The organism is Bradyrhizobium sp. OAE829, from assembly GCF_040546575.1.
In the GTDB taxonomy this organism is placed as follows: Bacteria; Pseudomonadota; Alphaproteobacteria; order Rhizobiales; family Xanthobacteraceae; genus Bradyrhizobium.
Map to the genome: position 1 here is coordinate 3652152 of NZ_JBEPOE010000001.1, position 19816 is coordinate 3671967.

Annotated in this window: 20 protein-coding genes, 1 tRNA gene and 1 riboswitch; of the genes, 9 read left to right on the forward strand and 12 right to left on the reverse strand. The window is 63.7% G+C overall.

What is annotated here, in order from left to right:
- Window positions 1-72: 72 nt before the first annotated feature.
- Window positions 73-146, reverse strand: a tRNA-Gly gene (locus ABIE49_RS17910).
- A gap of 145 nt (window positions 147-291) precedes the next feature.
- Here ABIE49_RS17910 and ABIE49_RS17915 point away from each other — a divergent pair.
- From ABIE49_RS17915 to ABIE49_RS17940, 6 genes are all read left to right on the forward strand, one after another.
- Entirely contained in the window at window positions 292-870 is a 579-nt protein-coding gene (locus ABIE49_RS17915) for a methylated-DNA--[protein]-cysteine S-methyltransferase (RefSeq protein ID WP_192735445.1), read from the forward strand.
- Between the two features lie 9 nt (window positions 871-879).
- On the forward strand, window positions 880-1719 hold the full coding sequence (locus tag ABIE49_RS17920; protein WP_192735446.1) for a helix-turn-helix transcriptional regulator: 840 nt from the start codon (window positions 880-882) through the stop codon (window positions 1717-1719).
- A 58-nt stretch (window positions 1720-1777) separates the two neighbouring features.
- Entirely contained in the window at window positions 1778-2137 is a 360-nt protein-coding gene (locus ABIE49_RS17925; RefSeq protein ID WP_192735447.1) for a VOC family protein, read from the forward strand.
- Window positions 2138-2173: 36 nt separating this feature from the next.
- A complete protein-coding gene (locus tag ABIE49_RS17930; RefSeq protein WP_192735448.1) occupies window positions 2174-2575 on the forward strand; it encodes an SRPBCC family protein in 402 nt (133 codons plus the stop codon).
- Window positions 2572-3108: a hypothetical protein gene (locus ABIE49_RS17935; protein WP_192735449.1), complete on the forward strand. Its 537-nt coding sequence runs from the start codon at window positions 2572-2574 to the stop codon at window positions 3106-3108. Before ABIE49_RS17930 ends, ABIE49_RS17935 begins: the two co-directional genes overlap by 4 nt.
- A 151-nt stretch (window positions 3109-3259) precedes the next feature.
- A complete protein-coding gene (locus ABIE49_RS17940) occupies window positions 3260-3733 on the forward strand; it encodes a hypothetical protein (protein ID WP_192735450.1) in 474 nt (157 codons plus the stop codon).
- Between the two features lies 1 nt (window position 3734).
- Here the strand turns inward: ABIE49_RS17940 and ABIE49_RS17945 are convergent, their stop codons facing one another.
- From ABIE49_RS17945 to ABIE49_RS17955, 3 genes are all read right to left on the reverse strand, one after another.
- Complete coding sequence (locus tag ABIE49_RS17945) at window positions 3735-5177, reverse strand: MATE family efflux transporter (protein ID WP_192735451.1); 1443 nt, start codon at window positions 5175-5177, stop codon at window positions 3735-3737.
- 162 nt (window positions 5178-5339) lie between these two features.
- Window positions 5340-6386, reverse strand: a complete 1047-nt coding sequence (locus ABIE49_RS17950; RefSeq protein ID WP_192735452.1) for a hypothetical protein — start codon at window positions 6384-6386, stop codon at window positions 5340-5342.
- A 202-nt stretch (window positions 6387-6588) separates the two neighbouring features.
- Complete coding sequence (locus ABIE49_RS17955) at window positions 6589-7695, reverse strand: 2'-deoxycytidine 5'-triphosphate deaminase (protein ID WP_192735453.1); 1107 nt, start codon at window positions 7693-7695, stop codon at window positions 6589-6591.
- Window positions 7696-7814: 119 nt separating this feature from the next.
- Window positions 7815-7894, forward strand: a riboswitch (SAM riboswitch).
- A 72-nt stretch (window positions 7895-7966) separates the two neighbouring features.
- On the opposite strand from ABIE49_RS17955, the gene ABIE49_RS17960 reads away from it, so the two are divergent.
- A complete protein-coding gene (locus tag ABIE49_RS17960) occupies window positions 7967-9160 on the forward strand; it encodes an O-succinylhomoserine sulfhydrylase (RefSeq protein ID WP_192735454.1) in 1194 nt (397 codons plus the stop codon).
- A 177-nt stretch (window positions 9161-9337) separates the two neighbouring features.
- On the opposite strand, the gene ABIE49_RS17965 is transcribed toward ABIE49_RS17960, so the two are convergent.
- The 3 genes from ABIE49_RS17965 to ABIE49_RS17975 are packed head-to-tail and all read right to left on the reverse strand — an operon-like array spanning window position 9338 to window position 12364.
- Window positions 9338-10363 carry an SGNH/GDSL hydrolase family protein gene (locus tag ABIE49_RS17965; protein ID WP_192735455.1) on the reverse strand — a complete coding sequence of 342 codons (1026 nt, stop codon included), beginning with the start codon at window positions 10361-10363 and terminating at the stop codon, window positions 9338-9340.
- Between the two features lie 13 nt (window positions 10364-10376).
- A complete protein-coding gene (locus ABIE49_RS17970) occupies window positions 10377-11135 on the reverse strand; it encodes an SGNH/GDSL hydrolase family protein (protein WP_192735456.1) in 759 nt (252 codons plus the stop codon).
- Window positions 11135-12364, reverse strand: a complete 1230-nt coding sequence (locus ABIE49_RS17975) for an OpgC domain-containing protein (protein WP_192735457.1) — start codon at window positions 12362-12364, stop codon at window positions 11135-11137. Before ABIE49_RS17975 ends, ABIE49_RS17970 begins: the two co-directional genes overlap by 1 nt.
- A 240-nt stretch (window positions 12365-12604) precedes the next feature.
- Between ABIE49_RS17975 and apaG the strand changes: the two genes are divergently transcribed.
- A complete protein-coding gene (apaG, locus tag ABIE49_RS17980) occupies window positions 12605-12997 on the forward strand; it encodes a Co2+/Mg2+ efflux facilitator ApaG/CorD (RefSeq protein ID WP_192735458.1) in 393 nt (130 codons plus the stop codon).
- Window positions 12998-13808: 811 nt separating this feature from the next.
- Here apaG and ABIE49_RS17985 read toward each other — a convergent pair.
- The 3 genes from ABIE49_RS17985 to ABIE49_RS17995 all read right to left on the reverse strand — a co-directional run bounded on the left by ABIE49_RS17985 (window position 13809) and on the right by ABIE49_RS17995 (window position 17131).
- Window positions 13809-14810: an Hsp33 family molecular chaperone gene (locus ABIE49_RS17985; RefSeq protein ID WP_192735459.1), complete on the reverse strand. Its 1002-nt coding sequence runs from the start codon at window positions 14808-14810 to the stop codon at window positions 13809-13811.
- Between the two features lie 189 nt (window positions 14811-14999).
- The gene (gene argF, locus ABIE49_RS17990) at window positions 15000-15926 is read right to left on the reverse strand and encodes an ornithine carbamoyltransferase (protein ID WP_192735460.1); all 927 of its coding nucleotides are present in this window, start codon (window positions 15924-15926) and stop codon (window positions 15000-15002) included.
- Complete coding sequence (locus ABIE49_RS17995) at window positions 15926-17131, reverse strand: aspartate aminotransferase family protein (protein ID WP_192735461.1); 1206 nt, start codon at window positions 17129-17131, stop codon at window positions 15926-15928. The genes argF and ABIE49_RS17995 overlap by 1 nt, the downstream gene beginning before the upstream one ends.
- A 482-nt stretch (window positions 17132-17613) precedes the next feature.
- On the opposite strand from ABIE49_RS17995, the gene ABIE49_RS18000 reads away from it, so the two are divergent.
- A complete protein-coding gene (locus ABIE49_RS18000) occupies window positions 17614-18123 on the forward strand; it encodes a GcrA family cell cycle regulator (RefSeq protein WP_192735462.1) in 510 nt (169 codons plus the stop codon).
- A gap of 168 nt (window positions 18124-18291) precedes the next feature.
- Here ABIE49_RS18000 and phoB read toward each other — a convergent pair whose 3' ends face one another.
- Together phoB and phoU are read right to left on the reverse strand one after the other, a co-directional pair.
- The gene (gene phoB, locus ABIE49_RS18005) at window positions 18292-18993 is read right to left on the reverse strand and encodes a phosphate regulon transcriptional regulator PhoB (RefSeq protein WP_192735463.1); all 702 of its coding nucleotides are present in this window, start codon (window positions 18991-18993) and stop codon (window positions 18292-18294) included.
- An 84-nt stretch (window positions 18994-19077) separates the two neighbouring features.
- Window positions 19078-19794 carry a phosphate signaling complex protein PhoU gene (gene phoU, locus ABIE49_RS18010; RefSeq protein WP_192735464.1) on the reverse strand — a complete coding sequence of 239 codons (717 nt, stop codon included), beginning with the start codon at window positions 19792-19794 and terminating at the stop codon, window positions 19078-19080.
- Window positions 19795-19816 lie beyond the last annotated feature (22 nt).

The window sequence follows — 19816 nt, forward strand, 5'->3', positions numbered from 1 at the left end:
AGGCCCGTAGGAAGGATTAGCGAAAAGCGCAATCCTTCGCTAACCCCGCCCTACAAACTCGTCCGAAAAACTTGGAGCGGGCGAAGGGAATCGAACCCTCGTATGCAGCTTGGGAAGCTGCCGTTCTACCATTGAACTACGCCCGCGAACGCTTTTGCGCTCCCCTGATTAGCCGACCGCGGGCGTTCCGCCAAGCGGTACCCGCGCCTCCCCCAGGCCCTTAACGGGTTACAAAGATTCCAGATGCGTGCTTTGATGACGGTGTTATGATCCTGCCGGGGTTGGTGGCGTATGGCGGGGCGGGGCTACAGCATTTTTGACACGGGAATCGGCCGGTGCGGGATCGCATGGGGCGAGTTCGGCGTTATGGGCGTGCAGCTCCCGGAAGCCCGCGAGATCGACACCAGGCGGCGGCTGTTCCAGCTTTATCCCGACGCCCGCGAACTTCGCCCTCCGGAGAATGTCACAAGCGCGATCGAAGGCATCGTGGCGTTGCTGCGCGGCGCGCCTAGCGACCTTTCCGATGTCGCGCTCGACATGACCGGGATTCCCGCCTTCAACCAGCGCGTCTATCAGCTCGCGCGCACCATCCCGCGCGGCGAGACCCGCACTTATGGCGAGATCGCCAGTGCGTTGCGCGCCTCGGGCGCGGTGTATTCGGTGGCGCAGGCGATTGCCCGTAACCCCTTCATGATCATCGTGCCCTGCCATCGCGTGCTCGAGGCCGGGCACTATGCCGACAAGATCTCGCCGAACGGCGGCGCCATTTCCAAGCGCCGGCTGCTGTCGATCGAGGGCACCCATCCGACCGCCAGCAAGACCCTGTTCGACGTGCTGCTGCCGGTTGCGCCGCCACGCCCGCCTACCTAAATTTACGGGATGGCCGCGACCACGCTCCTGGAACGAAAATCCATTTCGGTGTCCGATTTCCGCTGCAGCGCGGGACCCGGCGATAAGCCTTTTGCCGAGCAGCACCGCTGCCACTCGATTTCGTATGTCCGCAAGGGCAGTTTCGGCCTGCACTGCCGTGGCAAGTTCAGTGAATTGGTAGCGGGATCGGTGCTGATCGGCCATCCCGGCGACGAATATACCTGCACCCATGACCACGTCTGCGGCGACGAGTGCCTGTCGTTCTTCTTAGGCGCGGAACTGGTCGATGCGATCAGCGAAGCCAGGGATATCTGGCAGATCGGCTCGGCGCCGCCGCTCGGGGAATTGATGGTGCTCGGCGAACTGGCGCAGGCGGCGGCAGATGGCAACAGCGACATTGGCCTCGACGAGATCGGGCAGGTTTTCGCCAGCCGCTTTGTCGCGGTGGTCTCCGGCAAGCCGCGAAAGGCTGGTCCCGACGCCGCCCGCGACCGCCGCCGCGCGGTGGAAACCGCGCTGTGGATCGATGCCAATTCGCACCGCGAAATCGACCTTGAAGATGCCGCCGCGCAAGCCGGCATCAGCCCGTTCCATTTCCTGCGGCTGTTTTCCGACGTGCTCGGCGTCACCCCGCACCAATATCTGCTGCGCTCGCGGCTGCGCCATGCGGCGCGGCGGCTGGCCGATGACGACAGCCCGATCACCGCTATCGCCTATGACGTCGGCTTCGGCGACCTCTCCAATTTCGTGCGCACGTTCCACCGCGCCGCCGGCGCCTCGCCGCTGCGGTTCCGCCAGGCCTCGCGCGGGAAGCGCAAGATTCTCCAAGAACGGCTTGCCCTCAACTAGCTAGGGTTTCTCCAGGTTGCGCGGCATTCCCGCGCGCACTTCTCACTGGAGAACAGCAATGTACGATCACATCGGATTACGCGTCGGAAATCTCGACGCCAGCGTGCGCTTCTATACGGCAGCGCTCGCGCCCCTCGGCTTTGTGCTGTGCTCGCGCGACGACTCCGGCGCCGGCTTCGGCCCCAAGGGCGAACCCGCGCTCTGGCTGCACCTGCACAAGGGCGCTGGCAGCACCGGCGCCCATGTCGCGTTCCGCGCGCCCGATCATGCTGCGATCAAGAAATTCCACGCCGAGGGACTTAAGGCCGGCGGCCGCGACAATGGCGGCGCGGGTGCGCGGGCGGATTACAGCCCGACCTACTATGCGGCGTTTTTGATCGACCCTGACGGCAACAATGTCGAGGCGGTTTGTACGTAGTTGCCCACCCTACAGATGAGCTTCGAAAGGAATCACATGGCTTCCATCCACAAGGACATCATCATCGACGCCAATCCCAATGACGTCTGGGACGCGGTACGCGATTTCGGGGCGTTGCATACGCGGCTGGTGCCCGGCTTCGTGCTCGACACCCGCCTCGACGGCGACGCGCGGATCGTGACGTTCTCCAACGGCACGGTGGCGCGCGAACTGTTGGTCGATTGCGACGATGCGCGGCGGCGGCTGGTTTATGCCGTCATCAGCGAACGGATCAAACAGCACAGCGCCTCGGTGCAGGTCACGGCCGAAGCCGATGGCCGCAGCCGGCTGGCCTGGACCGTCGACGTGCTGCCGCATGAAATCGCGCCCTACATGAACGCGCAGATGGATCAGGCGGCGCTGGCGATGCAGAACGCGCTTGGGAAGGCCGCGGCATGATTTCCGCGTTTCTCGAAGCGCTCGGCGCGGTCGGTCCCTCAACCGACCGCGCCGGCAAGATGGATCTGTACGGACGCTTCATCGGCTCATGGGATCTCGACGTCAGGCAATTCTCCGACGACGGCCGCGAGCGCCGCCGCGCCGGTGAATGGCATTTCGGCTGGGCGCTGGAAGGCCGCGCGATCCAGGATGTCTGGATCGTGCCGCCGCGCGGCGAAGCGCGCCACGGCGACGCCACCACCAGGATCAATTCCTATGGCACGACGCTGCGGGTCTACGATCCCGATATCGATGCCTGGCGGATCCAGTGGACCGATCCGGTGGCGCGAAGTTTTCTGCAGATGATCGGCCGCGCTGAAGGCCGTGACATCGTGCAGCACGGCACGCGGCCGGACGGCCAATTGATGCGTTGGAGTTTTTCCGAGATCACACCGAACTCGTTCCTGTGGCGCGGCGAGATCTCCGCGGACAACGGCGCGAGCTGGCGTGTCAATACCGAGTTCACCGCCAAACGGAAGCCTTTGTCATTTTGAGCATCCTTTCCGAAAACCGGCGGCCACTTTTCCGGGATCATGCTCTACCGTGATCTTTCGCACAGATCGGCAAGCCTCCCTTTCCTAGCGTCACCAGTTGCGCCCGGATGGCACCGCCTCCGCGGGCCGCGGCGCATTGGGAGGTCGAACCATGACTGGAACTGACAAGGTTGTGTGTCAGGCGGCCACGCTGTTGCTGCTGTTTGCCCTGACGACGACGCCGGCGAAGGCGCAATTCGCCGGCTTCGGTGGCGGCGACGACATGATGACGCAGATGGCGCCGATGCTGGAAATGATGAAGGCGAAGATGGGCAAGCGCCGCTTCGGCATGATGATGCAGACAATGGGCCCGATGATGGGCCGCATGATGGAAGGCGGCGGCGGTGGTTTCGGCGGCATGATGGGCGGCGGTAAAATCCCCGGCGGCTACGGTGGCAGCAATGGCGGCTATGGCAGCGGCATGGCCCACGGCTATGGCGTCAACATGGGTGGCGTGGGCGGCGGCGACATCATGGGCATGCTTGGCGGCGCCGGCGGCAGCGAGATGATGAGCATGATCCCGCAGCTGATGCGCATGGCCAATATGGGCGGCGGCCGTCACAGCCGGCGGCATCGGCGGCGCTGAGCTACAACAGCGCCGGGCGAGCCTTGGCAAGGGGAACGCGTTTCGGTCCCCACCGCGTCAGGATCACGCTGAGGCAGGACAGCAGGCCGAGCAGCATCATCGATGCGGCCGTCAGCTTGAAGAAGTCCATGGCGGTGGCGTTGTGCGTCGACAGCCACCAGCCGCCGATGACGATGAACACCAGCCGCGCGGTCTGCGCCAGTACGGGGCCAAGCACCTTCGCCGCGCCCTGCGATGAAAAATAGCAGGTCGTGGCAAGGCCGAGGAAGGCATACATCGGCGCCGCCGTAGACAGATACTGCCGGCTTGCCGCGCGCACGCCCGCATTGTCGGTGAAGAGATTGACCCAGATGTCGGGGAAGATCGCGATCAAGGTCGCCAACGCGCCGACCCCGACAAAGGCCACACCGCCCGCGATCCAGCAGATCCTGCGGGCCCGCGCGATGCGCTTCGCACCGATCGCCATACCAACCATCGGCACCGTCGCGATGCCGACCGCGAAGGCGATCGACGTCAGCATGAATTCGAGCCGCGCGCCGATGCCGTAACCGGCCAGGATCTCCGTGCCGAAACCCGCCAGCATGTAGGTGAAGATGCTGATGGTCAGCACCGATTGCAGCGGCGAGAAGCAGGCGATGGCGCCGACCTTGAGAATGTCGATGAACATCGCCCAGCGAATCCGCAGGCCGACGATCCTGGGAACGATGCGCGCGCGGCCGGAAAACAGATACCATGACATCACGGAGATGCTGATCAGGTAGGCGATCAGCGAACCGGCGGCGACGCCGCGCATGCCGAATTGCGGGATCGGCCCGAGGCCGAGACCGAGCGTGCCGCCAAGGATGATCTGGCAGACGGCGGAAATGAGCATCAGCAGCGAGGGCAATTTCATGTTGCCGGTGCCGCGCAGGATGCCGGCCATCGTGTTCATCAGCCATGGCACGACGGCACCGCCGAAGAATATCTGCGTGTAGCCGATCGCCTGCGTCAGCACGTTGCCGCGGCCGCCCAGCAATTCAAGCAGCTTCGGACCGAAGATCAGCATGCCCAGCATGAAGACGAGCCCGAAGCAGAGGCCGATCAGCAAGGCATGCGCAGCGAGCACCGACGCGCGCTCGGTATCGCCGGCGCCGAGTGCGCGCGCGATCGCGGACGCGACACCGCCGCCCATGGCGCCGCCCGACATCGTCATGGTCAGGATCACGCAGGGAAACACCAGCGCCATCGCGGCCAGCGATTCCACCCCTAACCGGCCGATATAGGAGGTCTCGGCGATCACCACACAGGTGCCGGCCGATAGCGCAATGACGTTGGGCCAGGCGAGCCACAGCAGCGTGCGCAGGATCGGACCGTCGACCAGCGCGTTCTTCGCCGGCGGCGGCGGCGGCGGCAGCGGGCGCTCTTCCTCGTCGACGGGAATTTCGGCAACGCCGATATCGGACATTTCTGCTCCCGCGCGCGAAAGGCAATTCAGAGATCGCGCACCCATTCAATATTTTGGGCGCATTATCTCGCTGCGCCAGGATGTTTCCTAGCACGGCAGGCGCTGATTCCGCGTGCGCGAAACGCAATGGGCCCCTGCGCGATTGCAGGCGGGCGCACTCCCCTAGCCGATCGACCAGACGAACGGTGCCTTTCCGCCGGCTGGCGGCTTCAAATGCACGGGAATATGGCGGCCGCAGCCGGCCGCCAGGCCCTCGAACAATCCCCGCAGGACGCTGGCGCAGGCCGGGTGATAATCGCCGACATCGGCCATCAGCTTCCAGCTCTGCTGCCGGATTTCGAACGTGCCGTCGGACTCGCTGATCTCAACCGCATCATCCTGCGCCTCGAACAGCGCACGCAGGAAGCTGGCAAATTCCTTCGGCCCGCCGCGGCCCGCCCCAAGGTTTTGCGAGATCTCGTCGAAATATTGCATGCCGATCAGCTTGCCGGTGAGGTGCAACAGATATCGGGCATCCTCCGGACCGAAGCATTGCACCATCACGGGAGCCGCGGTCTTCACATATTCCATCGCGTAGTTGCGATAGGCCTTTTCCAACCGCGGCTTCGGCCAGCTTGCAACAGGCAATGCCGGCGCGGCGGCGGGATCGAAGCGCGGCGCTTCGAGATGCCGCGCGAACACCATCCGCGCATCGAGATCGAGCGGGTGATCGTATTCGTAGTAATAGCCTTCGAGGCCGTCCTGGCCTTCGACGCTTTGCTTGGTGCAGACGAAGCCGAGATTGAGATTGCCGAGCGCCACGCCGTTATTGCCGTGCCAGCCCCGCAGCATCGCGCGCGACACATCGCCGGGCACGCCGCAGATCGCGGTGCCCCGCCAGATCCAGCGCGGCGGCGGATAACGGATCCAGGCCTTGCGATCGGTCTCGTACATGTATTCGACATGGACGCCGCCGATCCAGTTGGAGAGATAATGATACTGCGCAGCCGCGACCGCCGGCGGCAGATGGCTGAGCCCGAGTTTTTCCAGCCCCGGCAGGAAGCGTTCCTGCTGTTGGCGGCGAAACACCCGGAACACGAATTCGGCGGCATCCGCCGTACCGCGCCGCGAGACCACGGTGAGAACGAGGCCGGTGAAAAACGCGTGGTAGAGATCAGCGATGCTGCGCCACTTCGCCCATTGCGCTTGCTGCGATTGCTCTTCGGACATGCTCTCTCCCGCGCCGATTTTCTTGTTGAGGGGCGAGCATATATCAGCCGTCATTGCGAGCGCCAGCAATGACGGAGGATCGTCCTCATGGTGAGGAGCGCGTCTTCGCACGTCTCGAACCATGAGGCCACAGACGGGCCTGCATCCTTCGAGACGCGGCCAAGAGGCCGCTCCTCAGGATGAGGATGTCGAGGATTGCAGGCTACACCCTGAAATGCTTGCTCAGCTTCAGGCCCTGCGCCTGATAGTTCGAGCCGATGCGCTGGCCGTACATGGCATGGGGCCGCGCCAGCATTTTTTCGTAGACCAGGCGGCCGACGATCTGTCCGTGCTCGAGGATGAACGGCACCTCGCGCGAGCGCACTTCCAGCACCGCGCGCGAGCCCTGCCCGCCGGCGCCGGCATAGCCGAAGCCGGGATCGAAGAAGCCGGCATAATGCACGCGGAATTCGCCGACCAGAGGATCGAACGGCACCATCTCGGCGGCGTAATCCGGCGGAATCTGCACCGCCTCTTTCGAGGCCAGAATATAGAACTCGCCGGGATCGAGGATCAGGCTGCCGTCCGGGCGCGCCGCGATCGGCTCCCAGAATTCATCGACCGCATAGCCGCCGCGGCGGTCGACATCGACCACGCCGGTGTGGCGCTTGGCGCGGTAGCCGACAAAGCCGCCGGAATTCGCGCCGCTTAGATCGACGCTCAGCGCCACGCCATTGGCGAGATCGGCGTCGTCGATATCGACCAGCCGCTCGGCCTCATGCAGCGCGTCCAGCTCGTCCGCGTTGAGGATGGCGTCGCCGGTGCGAAAGCGCACTTGTGACAGCCGCGATCCCTCGCGCAGCAGCACCGGAAACGTCTTCGGGCTGATCTCGGCATAGAGCGGCCCGTGATAGCCGGCGCCGATCATGTCGAAGCGGCGGGTACCGTCAGCGATCACGCGGGTGAAGACGTCGAGCCGCCCGGTCGAGCTCTTCGGGTTGGCGGCGGCGACGATCTCCGGCGGCAGCGCGAGGCTCTCCAGCAGCGGCACGATATAGACGCAGTTGGTTTCCAGCACCGCGCCGTCAGTGAGGTCAATCTCGTGCAGTTTCAGCTCGTCGATACGCTCGGCAACCGTCGCACCCGGCCCCGGGAGGAAGCTCGCGCGCACCCGGTAGGCGATGTCGCCGAGGCGCAGATCGAGGCTGGCGGGCTGGATCTGGCTCTCGACAAAGGGATAGGCCGGCAGGATCAGGCCCGCATCCGCCATCGCCGCGATCATGCGGTCGGGCAGAATTCCGTTGGCGTCGGGCGGCAGCGTGAACGGCACGGCGGTCCTCAAGGGGCCCGGAAGGGTGACCCAAATGTCATCCAAACCTCATAAATATGGGCATTTAGGGGTTATCCGATGGCCGGCTTGACGAAAAGGGCGCGAGGGAATATCAGCATGACTTATCCCGTGGTGATTTGAGCCGGCCGGCTTGCAGCCACGTTAAATAAGTCGCTAAACAGGCCGGGGACACGTGTGATCCCGGCCTGTGGAAATTTTTCCAGGCCGGTTTTTTGTGACCATTTTCAATGGTGGTCACGACGGAGGTCACATGCCTGAGGCTAAGTCTACCACCCGCTATCGTCCCGAAACCCGCCTTGTCCATGGCGGCACGCTACGCTCGCAATTCGGCGAGACGTCCGAGGCGCTGTTCCTCACCCAAGGCTACGTCTACGACACCTCGGAGCAGTGCGAGGCCCGATTCAAGGGCGAGGAGCCCGGCTTTATCTATTCGCGCTATTCCAATCCGACGATCGAGATGTTCGAGCGCCGCATGATGCAACTCGAGGGCGCGGAAGCCGCGCGCTCGACCGCTACCGGCATGGCCGCGGTGACGACCGCGATCCTCGCACCGCTCCGGGCCGGCGACCACGTGGTCGCTTCGAAAGCCCTGTTCGGCTCCTGCCTTTACGTGGTGCAGGATCTCTTGCCGCGCTACGGCATCGAGACGACGCTGGTCGACGGTCTTGACCTCGACCAGTGGCAGCGCGCGTTGCGGCCGAACACCAAGTCCTTCTTCCTCGAGAGCCCGACCAATCCGACGCTCGACGTGCTCGACATCCCGGCGATTGCCGAGATCGCGCACAGTGGCGGCGCACGGTTGATCGTGGACAATGTGTTCGCCACGCCGATCTGGCAGAGCCCGCTGACACTCGGCGCCGACGTCGTGGTGTATTCTGCGACCAAGCACATCGACGGCCAGGGCCGCTGCCTCGGCGGCATCATCCTGTCCTCGGAAGCATTCGTCGCCGAGCACCTCCATAACTTCATGCGCCATACCGGCCCGTCGCTCTCGCCGTTCAACGCCTGGGTGCTGCTGAAGGGCCTGGAGACGCTGGCGGTGCGGGTGCGCGCGCAGACCGAGACCGCCGGCAAGGTCGCCGACGCGCTGGCGAACCATCCGAAGGTCTCGCGGCTGATCTATCCCGGCCGTGCCGACCATCCGCAGGCCGAACTGGTGAAGCGGCAGATGCGCGCCGGCTCGACCCTGGTCGGCTTCGAGGTCAAGGGCGGCAAGCAGGCCGCGTTCCGCTGCCTCAACGCGCTGCAGATCTCACGGATCTCGAACAACCTCGGCGACGCCAAGAGCCTCGTCACCCATCCGGCGACCACGACGCATCAGCGGCTGACGCCGGAGGCGCGCGCCGAACTCGGCATCAGCGAGGGTTTTATTCGATTCTCCGCCGGGCTCGAACATGCGGATGACCTGATCGAGGATTTTGTGCAGGCGCTGGAGAAGGCGTGAGCTGATTGCGAATGTAGCCACACAACAGGTGTCGTCCCTGCGAACGCAGGGACCCATAACCACAGGGCGTTGTGAGTTAGGGAAGCCATCGACCACTGCCTGTAATCATTTGGCCCGCGGCGTATGGGTCCCTGCGTTCGCAGGGACGACGGCGGTGGGTACCGGCGATAGCCGCAATCACATCGGCCGATAGGTCCGCACGTCGGACGGCACGTTGACGCCGAGCTTGATCTGGCCGACGGAGCGGATGATGTCGTCGCCGAGCAGTTGCGCGAAGCAGGCGTAGCCCCAGTCGCTCATGTGCAGGCCGTCGGCGATGACGAAATTGTCCATCGGGATCGCCTGCTTCTCGTGCCAGTCGCGCATCACCTCGAAGCGCGGGAAGATGCCGACCTTGCGCAGTTCGGCAACCTTGCCCAGCAAATTGATCATCTTGCCCGCGCTCTCCGCGCGTTCGTTGACGCGCGGCGAATATTGCGGATCGATCAGCACCAGATCCGCGCCGGTCGCCTGAATGCGCGCGACACCGTCTTCCACCAGCTTGATGGTTTCGGCCGGATCGAGATTGCGCAGCACGGCGTTGGTGCCGACCTGCCAGATCACCAGGTCCGGATGCATGTCGATGACCGAGGTCTGCAGCCGCTTCATCATTTCGGGCGCGTCCTCGCCGCCTTGGCCGCGATTGATCACGGTGATGTCGGCGGTCGGGTATTGCCGGTGCAGCTGCGCCGCGAGGCGGTTGGGATAGTTGAATTCCGGCGAGGTCGCGCCGAAGCCCGCGGTCGACGACGATCCGAACGCGATGATCACCACCGGCTCGCCCGCGGCGAGCTTGCCCGCGACACGCGGCAGCGATCCCATCTTCTTGGCGCCACCCTTCGGCGGCAGGCAGGGAACGCGGCTGAAGATGTCGGCGGCCGATTTCGCGACCTCTTTCGCCTTGTCGATCGCCTTGCCGGTCACGCTCCTCTGCGCCGCCGGGCCGGACGGCTCGGCGGCCGCCACGCTGCCCGCACCGGTGGTCGGCGCCGCCGGCGGTTTGGCGGCTTCAGTTTTGGCCGTGTCGGATAACGTCGCCTGCTGGGCGGTCTGGGTCGCCTGCGCCTGCACCTGCAAAACGGACGCCGGCATCAGCAGCACCGTCGCCGCGATGGCGAACGCTGCCAGCGATGCAGACGGGGAAAAAGGGCAGTAACGACTCATTTACGCTAGTTCCTCAATTCTGCTGGGCCGGGTTCACATGCGCCGCGTCGATCACGAATTTCGAAAGCGCGCGGCCGAGGCAATCGTGCACCCGCTTGGCCAGGTCAGGGCCATGCGACGTGCTGGACAGGTCGAAATCTCCGGCGTCGCTCCAGTGCCGCATCATGGCGAAGCGGTCGAACAAGGGAATGTCGTGCTGCTGCGCCACCACACGCATATTATCCAGGTAGGGCGGCGCGGAAATCATCGTTTCAGTACGCGGGCTGTATTGCAGATTCATCAGGATCACGTCGACCCCTGCCTTCTGCAACGCAGCAACGCCATCTTCGACACCGGCGCGGAAATCATCGGGATCGATCGATCGAATAGCATCGTAGGTGCCGGTCTGCCAGATAACCAAAGTAGGCTTCTTTAGCTCGACCAGCTTAACAAGTCCGCCAGCGACCTCTTCGGCCGTCTTCTTGACCTGTAGTTCTACGGATACGTTCACGGCGACCTTCGGCAGCGCCTCCTTCAACATCGCCTGCAGCCGGCCGGGATAGGCGCTGGCTTCGGACGACGGGATGCTCGACGACCGGCTGCCCACCACCAGAATTTCCAGCCGGCGGTCGCCGGCAATGGCCGTCTCGACCTTGGGCAGCTTGCTCTCGGACGTCAGCAGATACGCCGGAACCTCGCAATTGGCGGGGGCCTCCTCGGCGCGCACGGGGGCCACGGCCAGCAAGCCGGCAATCAAGGTCAGCCCCAGGATCATCATCGGGTTGGACTTCATCAGCCCCCTCCCGCCATATCGGCGTTGCCAACAGCGCCCTTTTTCTTCGCATTCTTGTCGGCGGAATTCTTGTACCACGAAATGACCCACGCCATGCCGGACATGATGAGGATTCCGACGACGCTGATCAGGAAGTGCAGGCCCGCTCCACCGGAGATTTCGGCCAGCACGAAATGCCCCGCAAAGGCGAGGAAGACGCCGAGGCAGAATATCTCAAGCGAATGCTGCCCGCACAGGATCAATGGTCGCAGCCAGGGCGATTTCAACCCCGGCCAATCCTTGCGCAGGAAGCGCACGGTGATCGCCGCCAGCGCCAGGAAATGCGCGAAGCGCAGCACATCCAGATCGGTCTTGCTGATCGGGTACATCCACTGTTCGAGCCGCTTCGGCATCAAGAAATTCAACTGCGGAAGATGCCAGGTCAGCGTGACGAAGAAGGCGGCCAGCAGATAGGCAAAGCAGATCCACATTGTGATCGGCGAGGAGAGTATCGCCGACATCCGCACCGCGCCGCCGAGCGCGCACCAGGCGCCGAACGTAAACAGCAATTGCCACGCGAACGGATTGAAGAACCAGGTGCCGTTCGGATAGGCCGACAGGTACAGATCGAACTGCCAGGTCGCCGCGTAGAGCGCCACCGACAGCCCCAGCGAGACGTCGGGCCGCCACTTCATCAGCCACAGGATGATGGGCAGGAACAGCATCAGCACGATATAGAGCGGCAGCACATCCATGTTGACGGGGCGGAATCTCAGCAGCAAGGCCTGGATGATCGTGACATCCGGCTGCTTGAGAAAATCCATGATCCCCATTTCTTCCGAATACAGCGGGTTGTTGAAGTTGGTGGCGACGTAGGAAATTTCCGCCAGGAAGATCGTGAACAGGAACACGTGCGCCACGTAGATCTGCCAGACCCGCCGCATGATGCGGGCGGTGGCGATCACGAAGCCGGATTCCAGCATGGCGCGGCCATACACGAACGCCGCGGTATAGCCGGAGATGAAAATGAAGATCTCGGTGGCGTCGGAAAAGCCGTAATTGCGGATCGTGAACCAGGTCAGGATGTTCGGCGGCAAATGATCGATGAAGATCAGCCACAGCGCCAGCCCGCGAAACAGATCGAGCCGCAATTCGCGCTCGCCGGCCGCGGGCAGCGTGATCGCCGGCGCGGAGGCGGCCGCCGCGTCACTCGCGGACGGTCCGGCAATCTGATCGGCAATGGACGACATCGGGCACCGTTTTGGCAGCGAATCCAAGCAAATTGCACGGCCGTAAGGATAATATCGGCCCGCAAGCACGCAATACAAGCCAGATACGGGGGTCGGAACCGCGCGGGTGCGCCTTAGGGCGAAACTATGTTGAAACGAGGATGGAATAGCTCAACAGCCCGCCCGCGCCGGCCGCCCGGTGATTGGTTCCACCGGCTTTCTTCGCTATGCTGCGCCACAGGATTCTGGAAGCTTTTCATCATGTACCGCGCCGTCACCCGTCTGATCGAAGTCACCGTCGAACCGAACTTCATGCCGGAGCGCTCGTCGGTCGATAAGGGTCAGTATTTCTGGTCTTACACGATCGTCATCACCAATTCCGGCAACGAGACGGTGCAGCTGCGGACGCGGCACTGGATCATCACCGACGCCACCGGCCGCAAGCAGGAAGTCCGCGGCGAAGGCGTGGTCGGCGAGCAGCCGGTGCTGGCCCCCGGCGAACGCTTCGAATACACCTCCGGCGTACCGCTCCCCACCGCGTCCGGCTTCATGACCGGGCGCTATCAGATGGTCAACGAAAGCGGCGAGAAATTCGAGATCGACGTGCCGACATTTTCGCTTGATAGCCCGGATAACAAGCGGGTGTTGAATTAGGGGCGCTTGTCTCACCGCACGTCGTCCCGGCGAACGTGCGGCCCCACATTCCACTGTCATCCCCGCGCATGCGGCGATCCAGTACGCCGCGGCTTCTCGGTTCAATCACTGCTGTCTCTGGAATACTGGGTCGCCCGGTCAAGCCGGGCGATGACAACTGAATGCGTGTTCGCGATCTCGCGACGCATTGCGCCCGAGCTTTGCCAGAAATTTCCTTGCCCTCTCAAACTGAGGGCGCAGGGAAGACCGGGTGCGCGCTGCACCCGCGGTCTCGCGTGCGGATTGCACAAAACAAAGTGCACACGAGCATACAGGGCAGCGGAGAACACCCGGCCTTCCCTGCGCAATGGCTTTACGGCTTATGCCGTGATCTCCCCGGAGACGAGTTCTTGGTTGACTCCGTCGCTGCCGTTCCCGCTTGCGCTTCTCCGACAGCTTGACGCCTGCAACGGGCGCCAGGACCACACGGTTTTGCCGTACGCTTAATCCACGCCGTCGTCGAGGCGTAAACCAGCGTCCACCGCAACCCGCCCAACGTCCGTGACGACGGCCGACGCCCTTCTGAGTAGGACGGGATGGCCAAACATATGCACCTGATTTGCAGTTCTGGTAAACAGAAATATTTTCTGTTCCGGGACTTGACACACCTTCCGAAAAACGGAAGTGATTTGCCCGTCGGGTTGTTTTGTCGCACTCTCCATCCGTCATTCCGGGGCACGCGAAGCGTGAACCCGGAATCCATGGAGCGACAGCGTATGCGGCCTGATGGATTCCGGGCTCGCGCTACGCGCGCCCCGGAATGACAAGAGCACTATTCCACGCCCGCTTCATCAGGCGTGAACTCATAGACCGACGAGCAGAACTCGCAGGTCACCACCACCTTGCCGTCCTTGACCATTTCCGCGCGGTCCTGCGGCTGGAAGCTTTTCAGCATCGATGACACCGCGTCGCGCGAGCAGGAGCATTGCGCGCGCAGGGCTAACGGCGTGAACACGCGCACGCCGCGTTCGTGGAACAGGCGGTACAACAAGCGCTCGCCCGACAGATCCGAATCGAGCAGTTCGACATCCTCGACGGTCGAGATCAGCGACTGGCCTTCGACCCAGGCGTCGTCTTCGGCCACCGCATGCGTCACGGCGCCTTCCGGCGCATCGCCGGGATCGAGGTCGGCCTGCCGTGCCCGCTCCGGCGCCTGGGGCAGGAATTGCAGTAGCATGCCGCCGGCGCGCCAGCGGTGTTTCGGACCATCGCCGCTGCCGCGCCATTCCTCGCCGACTGCAAGCCGCACCCGGGTCGGGATCTGTTCGGAGCGCAGGAAATATTCGTGCGCGGCGTCTTCGAGATTGCCGCCCTCCAGCGCCACCAGGCCCTGATAGCGACTCATGTCCGCGCCCTGGTCGATGGTCATCGCCAGATGGCCGTTGCCGAGCAGCGCGCCGGAATCCTGTCCTTCCTTCAGCCGCGTCGCATCGAAGCGCGCATAGGCGCGCAGCCGATCCGGCAGTTGGAAATCCACGATCAGGAACGACACCGGGCCGTCGGTCTGGGTCTGCAGGATGAAGCGGCCGTCGAACTTCAGCGACGAGCCGAGCAGCGTCGCCAGCACAATGGCCTCGCCGAGCAGCTTGCAGACCGGGGCCGGGTAATCGTGCTTGGTCAGGATGTCGTCGAGCGCGGGGCCGAGCCGGGTCAGCCGTCCGCGCAGGTCGAGCGCATTGACCTCGAACGGCAGCGCCGCATCGTCAATGGGAACCGCCGATGGCGCACGGATCGGCGCCTCAGTCGTGATTTTGATGTCGGGGGATTGAGTCATGGCGCTTTATCTGGGGTCGGAAGGGATGAATCGAAAGGGGGTCATTGTCGTCCCGGCGAAGGCCGGGACCCATAACCACAGGGAGTTCTGAGTAAGGCAAGGCGTCAACCACTGCCTTCAAATCATTTGGGCCGCGGCGTATGGGTCCCGGATCGCGCTTCGCTTGTCCGGGACGACAATTATTTTGACCTACGCCACTTCGTTAAAACACCAGGCCAGAATGCCCTTTTGCGCATGCAGGCGGTTTTCGGCTTCGTCGAACACCACCGATTGCGGGCCGTCGATCACCTCGTCGGTGACCTCCTCACCGCGATGGGCGGGCAGGCAGTGCATGAACAGCGCGTCGGGCTTGGCCAGCGACATCAGCTGGGCGTTGACCTGGTAGGGCTTGAGCACGTTGTGGCGATGCTCGCCATCCTTGTCGCCCATCGACACCCAGGTATCGGTCACGACGCAGTCGGCGCCGGCGACGGCGGCTTCCGGGTCGTTGCCGAGCACGATCGGCGCCTGCGTCGCCTTGATCCAGTCCTTCATCGCCTTGTTCGGCGCGAGTTGCGGCGGGGTCGCCACGTTCAGTTTGAACTTCAAGCGCTCCGCGGCGTGCGCCCATGACGCCAAGACGTTGTTGTCATCGCCGGTCCAGGCCACGGTGCGGCCCTCGATCGAGCCGCGATGCTCCTCGAACGTCATCAGGTCAGCCATCACCTGGCAGGGATGCGAGCGCCGGGTGAGCCCGTTGATGACGGGCACGGTGGCGTTGGCGGCAAGCTCCAGCAGCGCATCGTGATTGAGGATGCGGATCATGATCGCATCGACGTAACGCGACAGCACGCGCGCGGTATCGGCGATGGTCTCGCCGCGCCCGAGCTGCATTTCCGCGCCGGTCAGCATGATGGCCTCGCCCCCGAGCTGGCGCATGCCGACGTCGAACGAGACCCGGGTGCGGGTCGACGGCCGTTCGAAGATCATCGCCAGCGTCTTGCCCTCGAGCGGCTTCCTGTTCTTCTCATGCGCCTTCAGCTTCGCCTTCATGGCGACGCTCAGGTCCAGCATGTTGCGCAATTCCTTCGGCGGCAGCTCGCTGATATCGAGGAAGTGACGTAGGGACTTGCTCATCACCCCGCCGCCTTCTTCTTGTCGCCCGACAGCGCGATGCAGGCGCGTTCGAGGCTTTGGACGGATTGCTCGATTTCGGATTCGGAAACGATCAGGGGCGCGAGGAAGCGCACGACATTGTCGCCGGCGCCGACCGTCAGCAGCTTCTGGTCGCGCAGCGCGGCAACGAGATCGCCCGAGGGCACGACGGCCTTGACGCCGATCAGCAGCCCTTCGCCGCGCACTTCTGCCAGCACGGAAGGATAGCGATCGACCACGGAGGCGAGCTTCTGTTTCAAGAGCAGCGACACCTTCTGCACGTGCTCGAAGAAGCCGGGCTTCAGCATCACGTCGAGCACCGCGTTGGCGGAGGCGATCGCCAGCGGGTTGCCGCCGAAGGTCGAGCCGTGCGAGCCCGGCGTCATGCCGGACGCCGCCTCTGCCGTGGCGAGACAGGCGCCGATCGGAAAACCGCCGCCGAGCGCTTTTGCCAGCGACATGATGTCGGGGGTGACGCCGATGCGCTTATAGGCAAACAGATCGCCGGTGCGGCCCATGCCGGTCTGCACCTCGTCGAAAATCAGCAGCAGGCCCTTGTCGTCGCACAATTGGCGGAGCGCCTTGAAGAACGCATGCGGCGCGCTGCGGACACCGCCCTCGCCCTGCACCGGCTCGATCAGGATCGCGGCGGTCTGCGGCCCGATCGCCTTCTTGACCGCTTCGAGATCGCCATGCGCGACCTGGTCGAAGCCATCCAGCGGCGGACCAAAGCCTTCCAGATATTTGGCCGAGCCGGTCGCCGCCAGCGTGCCCAGCGTGCGGCCGTGGAACGCGCCCTCGAAGGTGACGATGCGATAGCGCTCGGGATGGCCCTTGGCGGCGTGATAGCGGCGCGCGACCTTGATCGCGCATTCCATCGCTTCCGCGCCGGAATTACAGAAGAACACCAGATCGGCAAAGCTCTGCTCGCACAGCCTTGCTGCAAGCTTGTCGCCGTCCGGGCTCCGGAACAGGTTCGACATGTGCCAGAGCCTGGTGGCCTGCTCCTGCAAGGCTGCGACCAGATGCGGATGGCAGTGGCCAAGCGCATTCACCGCCACGCCCGAGGTGAAGTCGAGATAGCGCTCGCCGGACGTTGAGATCAGCCACGCGCCTTCGCCGCGTTCGAAACCGAGATCGACTCTCGCGAATACGGGAAGCAGATGCGACGGGGCGCTGTTGGTCATGGCCATCACTGACGGTTAGAGACCGGCCACATAGCGTGCATTGGTGCGAACGCGGCACAGCCGGTCTTGCGAAAACAAAACGTGCCGCCTTTTCGGGGCGGCACGTGACAGGCATTCTATGCTGGCTTTGGACCGTGTCAACACGCCTAAAAAGGGCTTTCCTGCAGTGCAGGATAAAGCAATCCGTAGCATTCCGGTGCCGTGGAAAACTCCAATTACAATGCATAAATACCGGAACATGTGGACGCACGGACGCGGACTCTTGCGCCAGAGTCCCGCCATATTGTAGCGTCTGGGCTGTCGGGTACGACATCTCGTGCGGAAGTACTGACCCCTAGAGTCCATTTTGTAAGGCGTAAACGTTCGGGCGGCTTTTTTGCGCCCGGCGAGGGCTAAGGGATTCTGCCCGCTGGGATTTTTGAGAATTGGCATCGCCAGCGCTGCCCCCGGTTTGGCCGGCTCTGTGCGAAGGGAAGAATGCGATGACGGTATTGACCTGGTCCGACGAGCGCGTCGAGCAGCTTAAAAAGCTCTGGGAGGGCGGACTTTCCGCCAGCCAGATCGCCGCGGAACTCGGGAATGTGACGCGAAATGCAGTGATCGGCAAAGTGCATCGGCTGGGTCTTTCCGGCCGTGCCAAGAGCCCCTCCTCGGCCGCGCCGCGTCAGCGCAAGGCGCGCCCCGCCCAGCAGATGATGCGGGTGGCGCGCCCGGTGTCGCGCGGCAATACCGCGCTGGCCCACGCCTTCGAGGTGGAGATGGAGCCGGATCCGGTCGCCTACGACAATGTGGTGCCGATGAGCCAGCGGCTGACGCTGCTCGAACTGAACGAGGCCACCTGCCACTGGCCGATCGGCGATCCCTCCAGCTCGGAATTCTTTTTCTGCGGCGGCAAGGCGCTCACCAGCCTGCCCTATTGCGCACATCACTCGCGCATCGCCTATCAGCCGGCCTCCGATCGCCGCCGCCCGGCACCGAAGCCGACAAGGTAAGGGCTGCGCGGAAGCTACGCGGAAAACATCGCTGTCGTCCCGGCGAACGCCGGGACCCATAACCACAGGGGTTCGTGGTTATGCCTGGCTGGAGCTCCAGCTCATTTCAAAAAATGAGATCGGTGGTTATGGATCCCTGCGTTCGCAGGGACGACGATAGAGTATTGGCTACTCCACCTTCGCGAACCGATCATCCAGCGCGTAGCCGGCGCCGCGCACGGTGCGGATCGGGTCCTGTTCGCGGCCGGGGTTGAGCAGTTTGCGCAGGCGGCCGATATGGACGTCGACGGTACGTTCGTCGATATAGATGTCGCGGCCCCAGACGCTGTCGAGCAGTTGCTCGCGGCTGAACACGCGGCCGGGATGTTCCAGGAAAAACTCCAGCAGGCGATATTCGGTCGGGCCGAGATCGATCGGACGGCCCGAGCGCGCGACGCGGCGCTTCTCGCGGTCGAGTTCGATATCGCCATAGGTCAGCACGGTGGCCAGCCGCTCCGGGCTCGCCCGCCGCAACAGGCCCTTCACCCGCGCCAGCAGCTCCGGCACCGAAAAGGGTTTTACGATGTAGTCGTCGGCGCCGGTCGCCAGCCCCCGCACCCGCTCGCTTTCCTCGCCGCGCGCGGTCAGCATGATGATCGGCAGCGCCTTGGTCTCCGGCCGCGCCCGCAAGCGGCGGCACAGTTCGATGCCGGACAGGCCCGGCAGCATCCAGTCCAGCACGATCAGGTCGGGCACCCGCTCCTTCAGCCTCGTATCGGCGTCGTCACCGCGGGCGACGGTTTCGACCTCATAGCCTTCGGCATCGAGGTTGTAGCGCAAAAGCGTGGTGAGCGCTTCCTCGTCTTCAACCACCAGAATGCGTGCGTTCATCTATGTCAGCCTCTTGATATCCGATTTTGACGCGGTTTGTTACGCGAACGTCTTCCGCTTCCAGTTCCGCTTCTAGTTTCGCTTCTAGTTTCCTGGCACCGTGGTGGCGAAATTGGTCATGTCGCCCTTCGGGCGCTTGTCGAGGATCTGCTGGCCTTCGATCATGTAGAACACGGTCTCGGCGATGTTGGTGGCATGGTCGCCGATCCGTTCGATGTTCTTGGCGCAGAACATCAGATGGATGCAAAACGAGATGTTGCGCGGATCTTCCATCATGTAGGTCAGGAGCTCGCGGAACAGCGAGGTGCAGATGGCGTCGACTTCCTCGTCGCCCTTCCAGACCGCCATCGCCGCCGGCAGGTCGTGCGACGCGTAGGCGTCGAGCACGGACTTGACCTGCGACTGCACCAGATCGGTCATGTGTTCGAGACCGCGGATCAATTTCAGCGGCTGGAAATCGTTCTCCAGCGCCGCGACGCGCTTGCCCATGTTCTTGGCGAGGTCGCCGATCCGCTCCAGATCGGTGGCCACCCGCATGGCACCGACGATCTCGCGCAGGTCGATGGCCATCGGCTGGCGGCGGGCAATCGTCAGCACCGCGCGTTCCTCGATGAGGTGCTGCAGGCGGTCGATCTCGACGTCGGAGGCGACGACGCGTTTTCCGAGCGCGACATCGCGCCGGATCAAGGCATCGACGGATTCGGTGATCATGCGTTCGGCAAGGCCGCCCATTTCGGCGACCAGACGGGTCAATTCCTGAAGATCGCTGTCGAACGCCTTCGCGGTATGTTCTGAAGCCATTGTCTTCTCCTCGCGATGTGCG

Excerpts from the sequence above, each read along its gene's own strand:
- ABIE49_RS17915 (WP_192735445.1), top strand. The coding sequence starts at position 292 with ATGGCGGGGCGGGGCTACAGCATTTTTGACACGGGAATCGGCCGGTGC.
- ABIE49_RS17920 (WP_192735446.1), top strand. The coding sequence starts at position 880 with ATGGCCGCGACCACGCTCCTGGAACGAAAATCCATTTCGGTGTCCGAT.
- ABIE49_RS17925 (WP_192735447.1), top strand. The coding sequence starts at position 1,778 with ATGTACGATCACATCGGATTACGCGTCGGAAATCTCGACGCCAGCGTG.
- ABIE49_RS17930 (WP_192735448.1), top strand. The coding sequence starts at position 2,174 with ATGGCTTCCATCCACAAGGACATCATCATCGACGCCAATCCCAATGAC.
- ABIE49_RS17935 (WP_192735449.1), top strand. The coding sequence starts at position 2,572 with ATGATTTCCGCGTTTCTCGAAGCGCTCGGCGCGGTCGGTCCCTCAACC.
- ABIE49_RS17940 (WP_192735450.1), top strand. The coding sequence starts at position 3,260 with ATGACTGGAACTGACAAGGTTGTGTGTCAGGCGGCCACGCTGTTGCTG.
- ABIE49_RS17945 (WP_192735451.1), bottom strand. The coding sequence starts at position 5,177 with ATGTCCGATATCGGCGTTGCCGAAATTCCCGTCGACGAGGAAGAGCGC.
- ABIE49_RS17950 (WP_192735452.1), bottom strand. The coding sequence starts at position 6,386 with ATGTCCGAAGAGCAATCGCAGCAAGCGCAATGGGCGAAGTGGCGCAGC.
- ABIE49_RS17960 (WP_192735454.1), top strand. The coding sequence starts at position 7,967 with ATGCCTGAGGCTAAGTCTACCACCCGCTATCGTCCCGAAACCCGCCTT.
- ABIE49_RS17965 (WP_192735455.1), bottom strand. The coding sequence starts at position 10,363 with ATGAGTCGTTACTGCCCTTTTTCCCCGTCTGCATCGCTGGCAGCGTTC.
- ABIE49_RS17970 (WP_192735456.1), bottom strand. The coding sequence starts at position 11,135 with ATGAAGTCCAACCCGATGATGATCCTGGGGCTGACCTTGATTGCCGGC.
- ABIE49_RS17975 (WP_192735457.1), bottom strand. The coding sequence starts at position 12,364 with ATGTCGTCCATTGCCGATCAGATTGCCGGACCGTCCGCGAGTGACGCG.
- apaG (WP_192735458.1), top strand. The coding sequence starts at position 12,605 with ATGTACCGCGCCGTCACCCGTCTGATCGAAGTCACCGTCGAACCGAAC.
- ABIE49_RS17985 (WP_192735459.1), bottom strand. The coding sequence starts at position 14,810 with ATGACTCAATCCCCCGACATCAAAATCACGACTGAGGCGCCGATCCGT.
- argF (WP_192735460.1), bottom strand. The coding sequence starts at position 15,926 with ATGAGCAAGTCCCTACGTCACTTCCTCGATATCAGCGAGCTGCCGCCG.
- ABIE49_RS17995 (WP_192735461.1), bottom strand. The coding sequence starts at position 17,131 with ATGACCAACAGCGCCCCGTCGCATCTGCTTCCCGTATTCGCGAGAGTC.
- ABIE49_RS18000 (WP_192735462.1), top strand. The coding sequence starts at position 17,614 with ATGACGGTATTGACCTGGTCCGACGAGCGCGTCGAGCAGCTTAAAAAG.
- phoB (WP_192735463.1), bottom strand. The coding sequence starts at position 18,993 with ATGAACGCACGCATTCTGGTGGTTGAAGACGAGGAAGCGCTCACCACG.
- phoU (WP_192735464.1), bottom strand. The coding sequence starts at position 19,794 with ATGGCTTCAGAACATACCGCGAAGGCGTTCGACAGCGATCTTCAGGAA.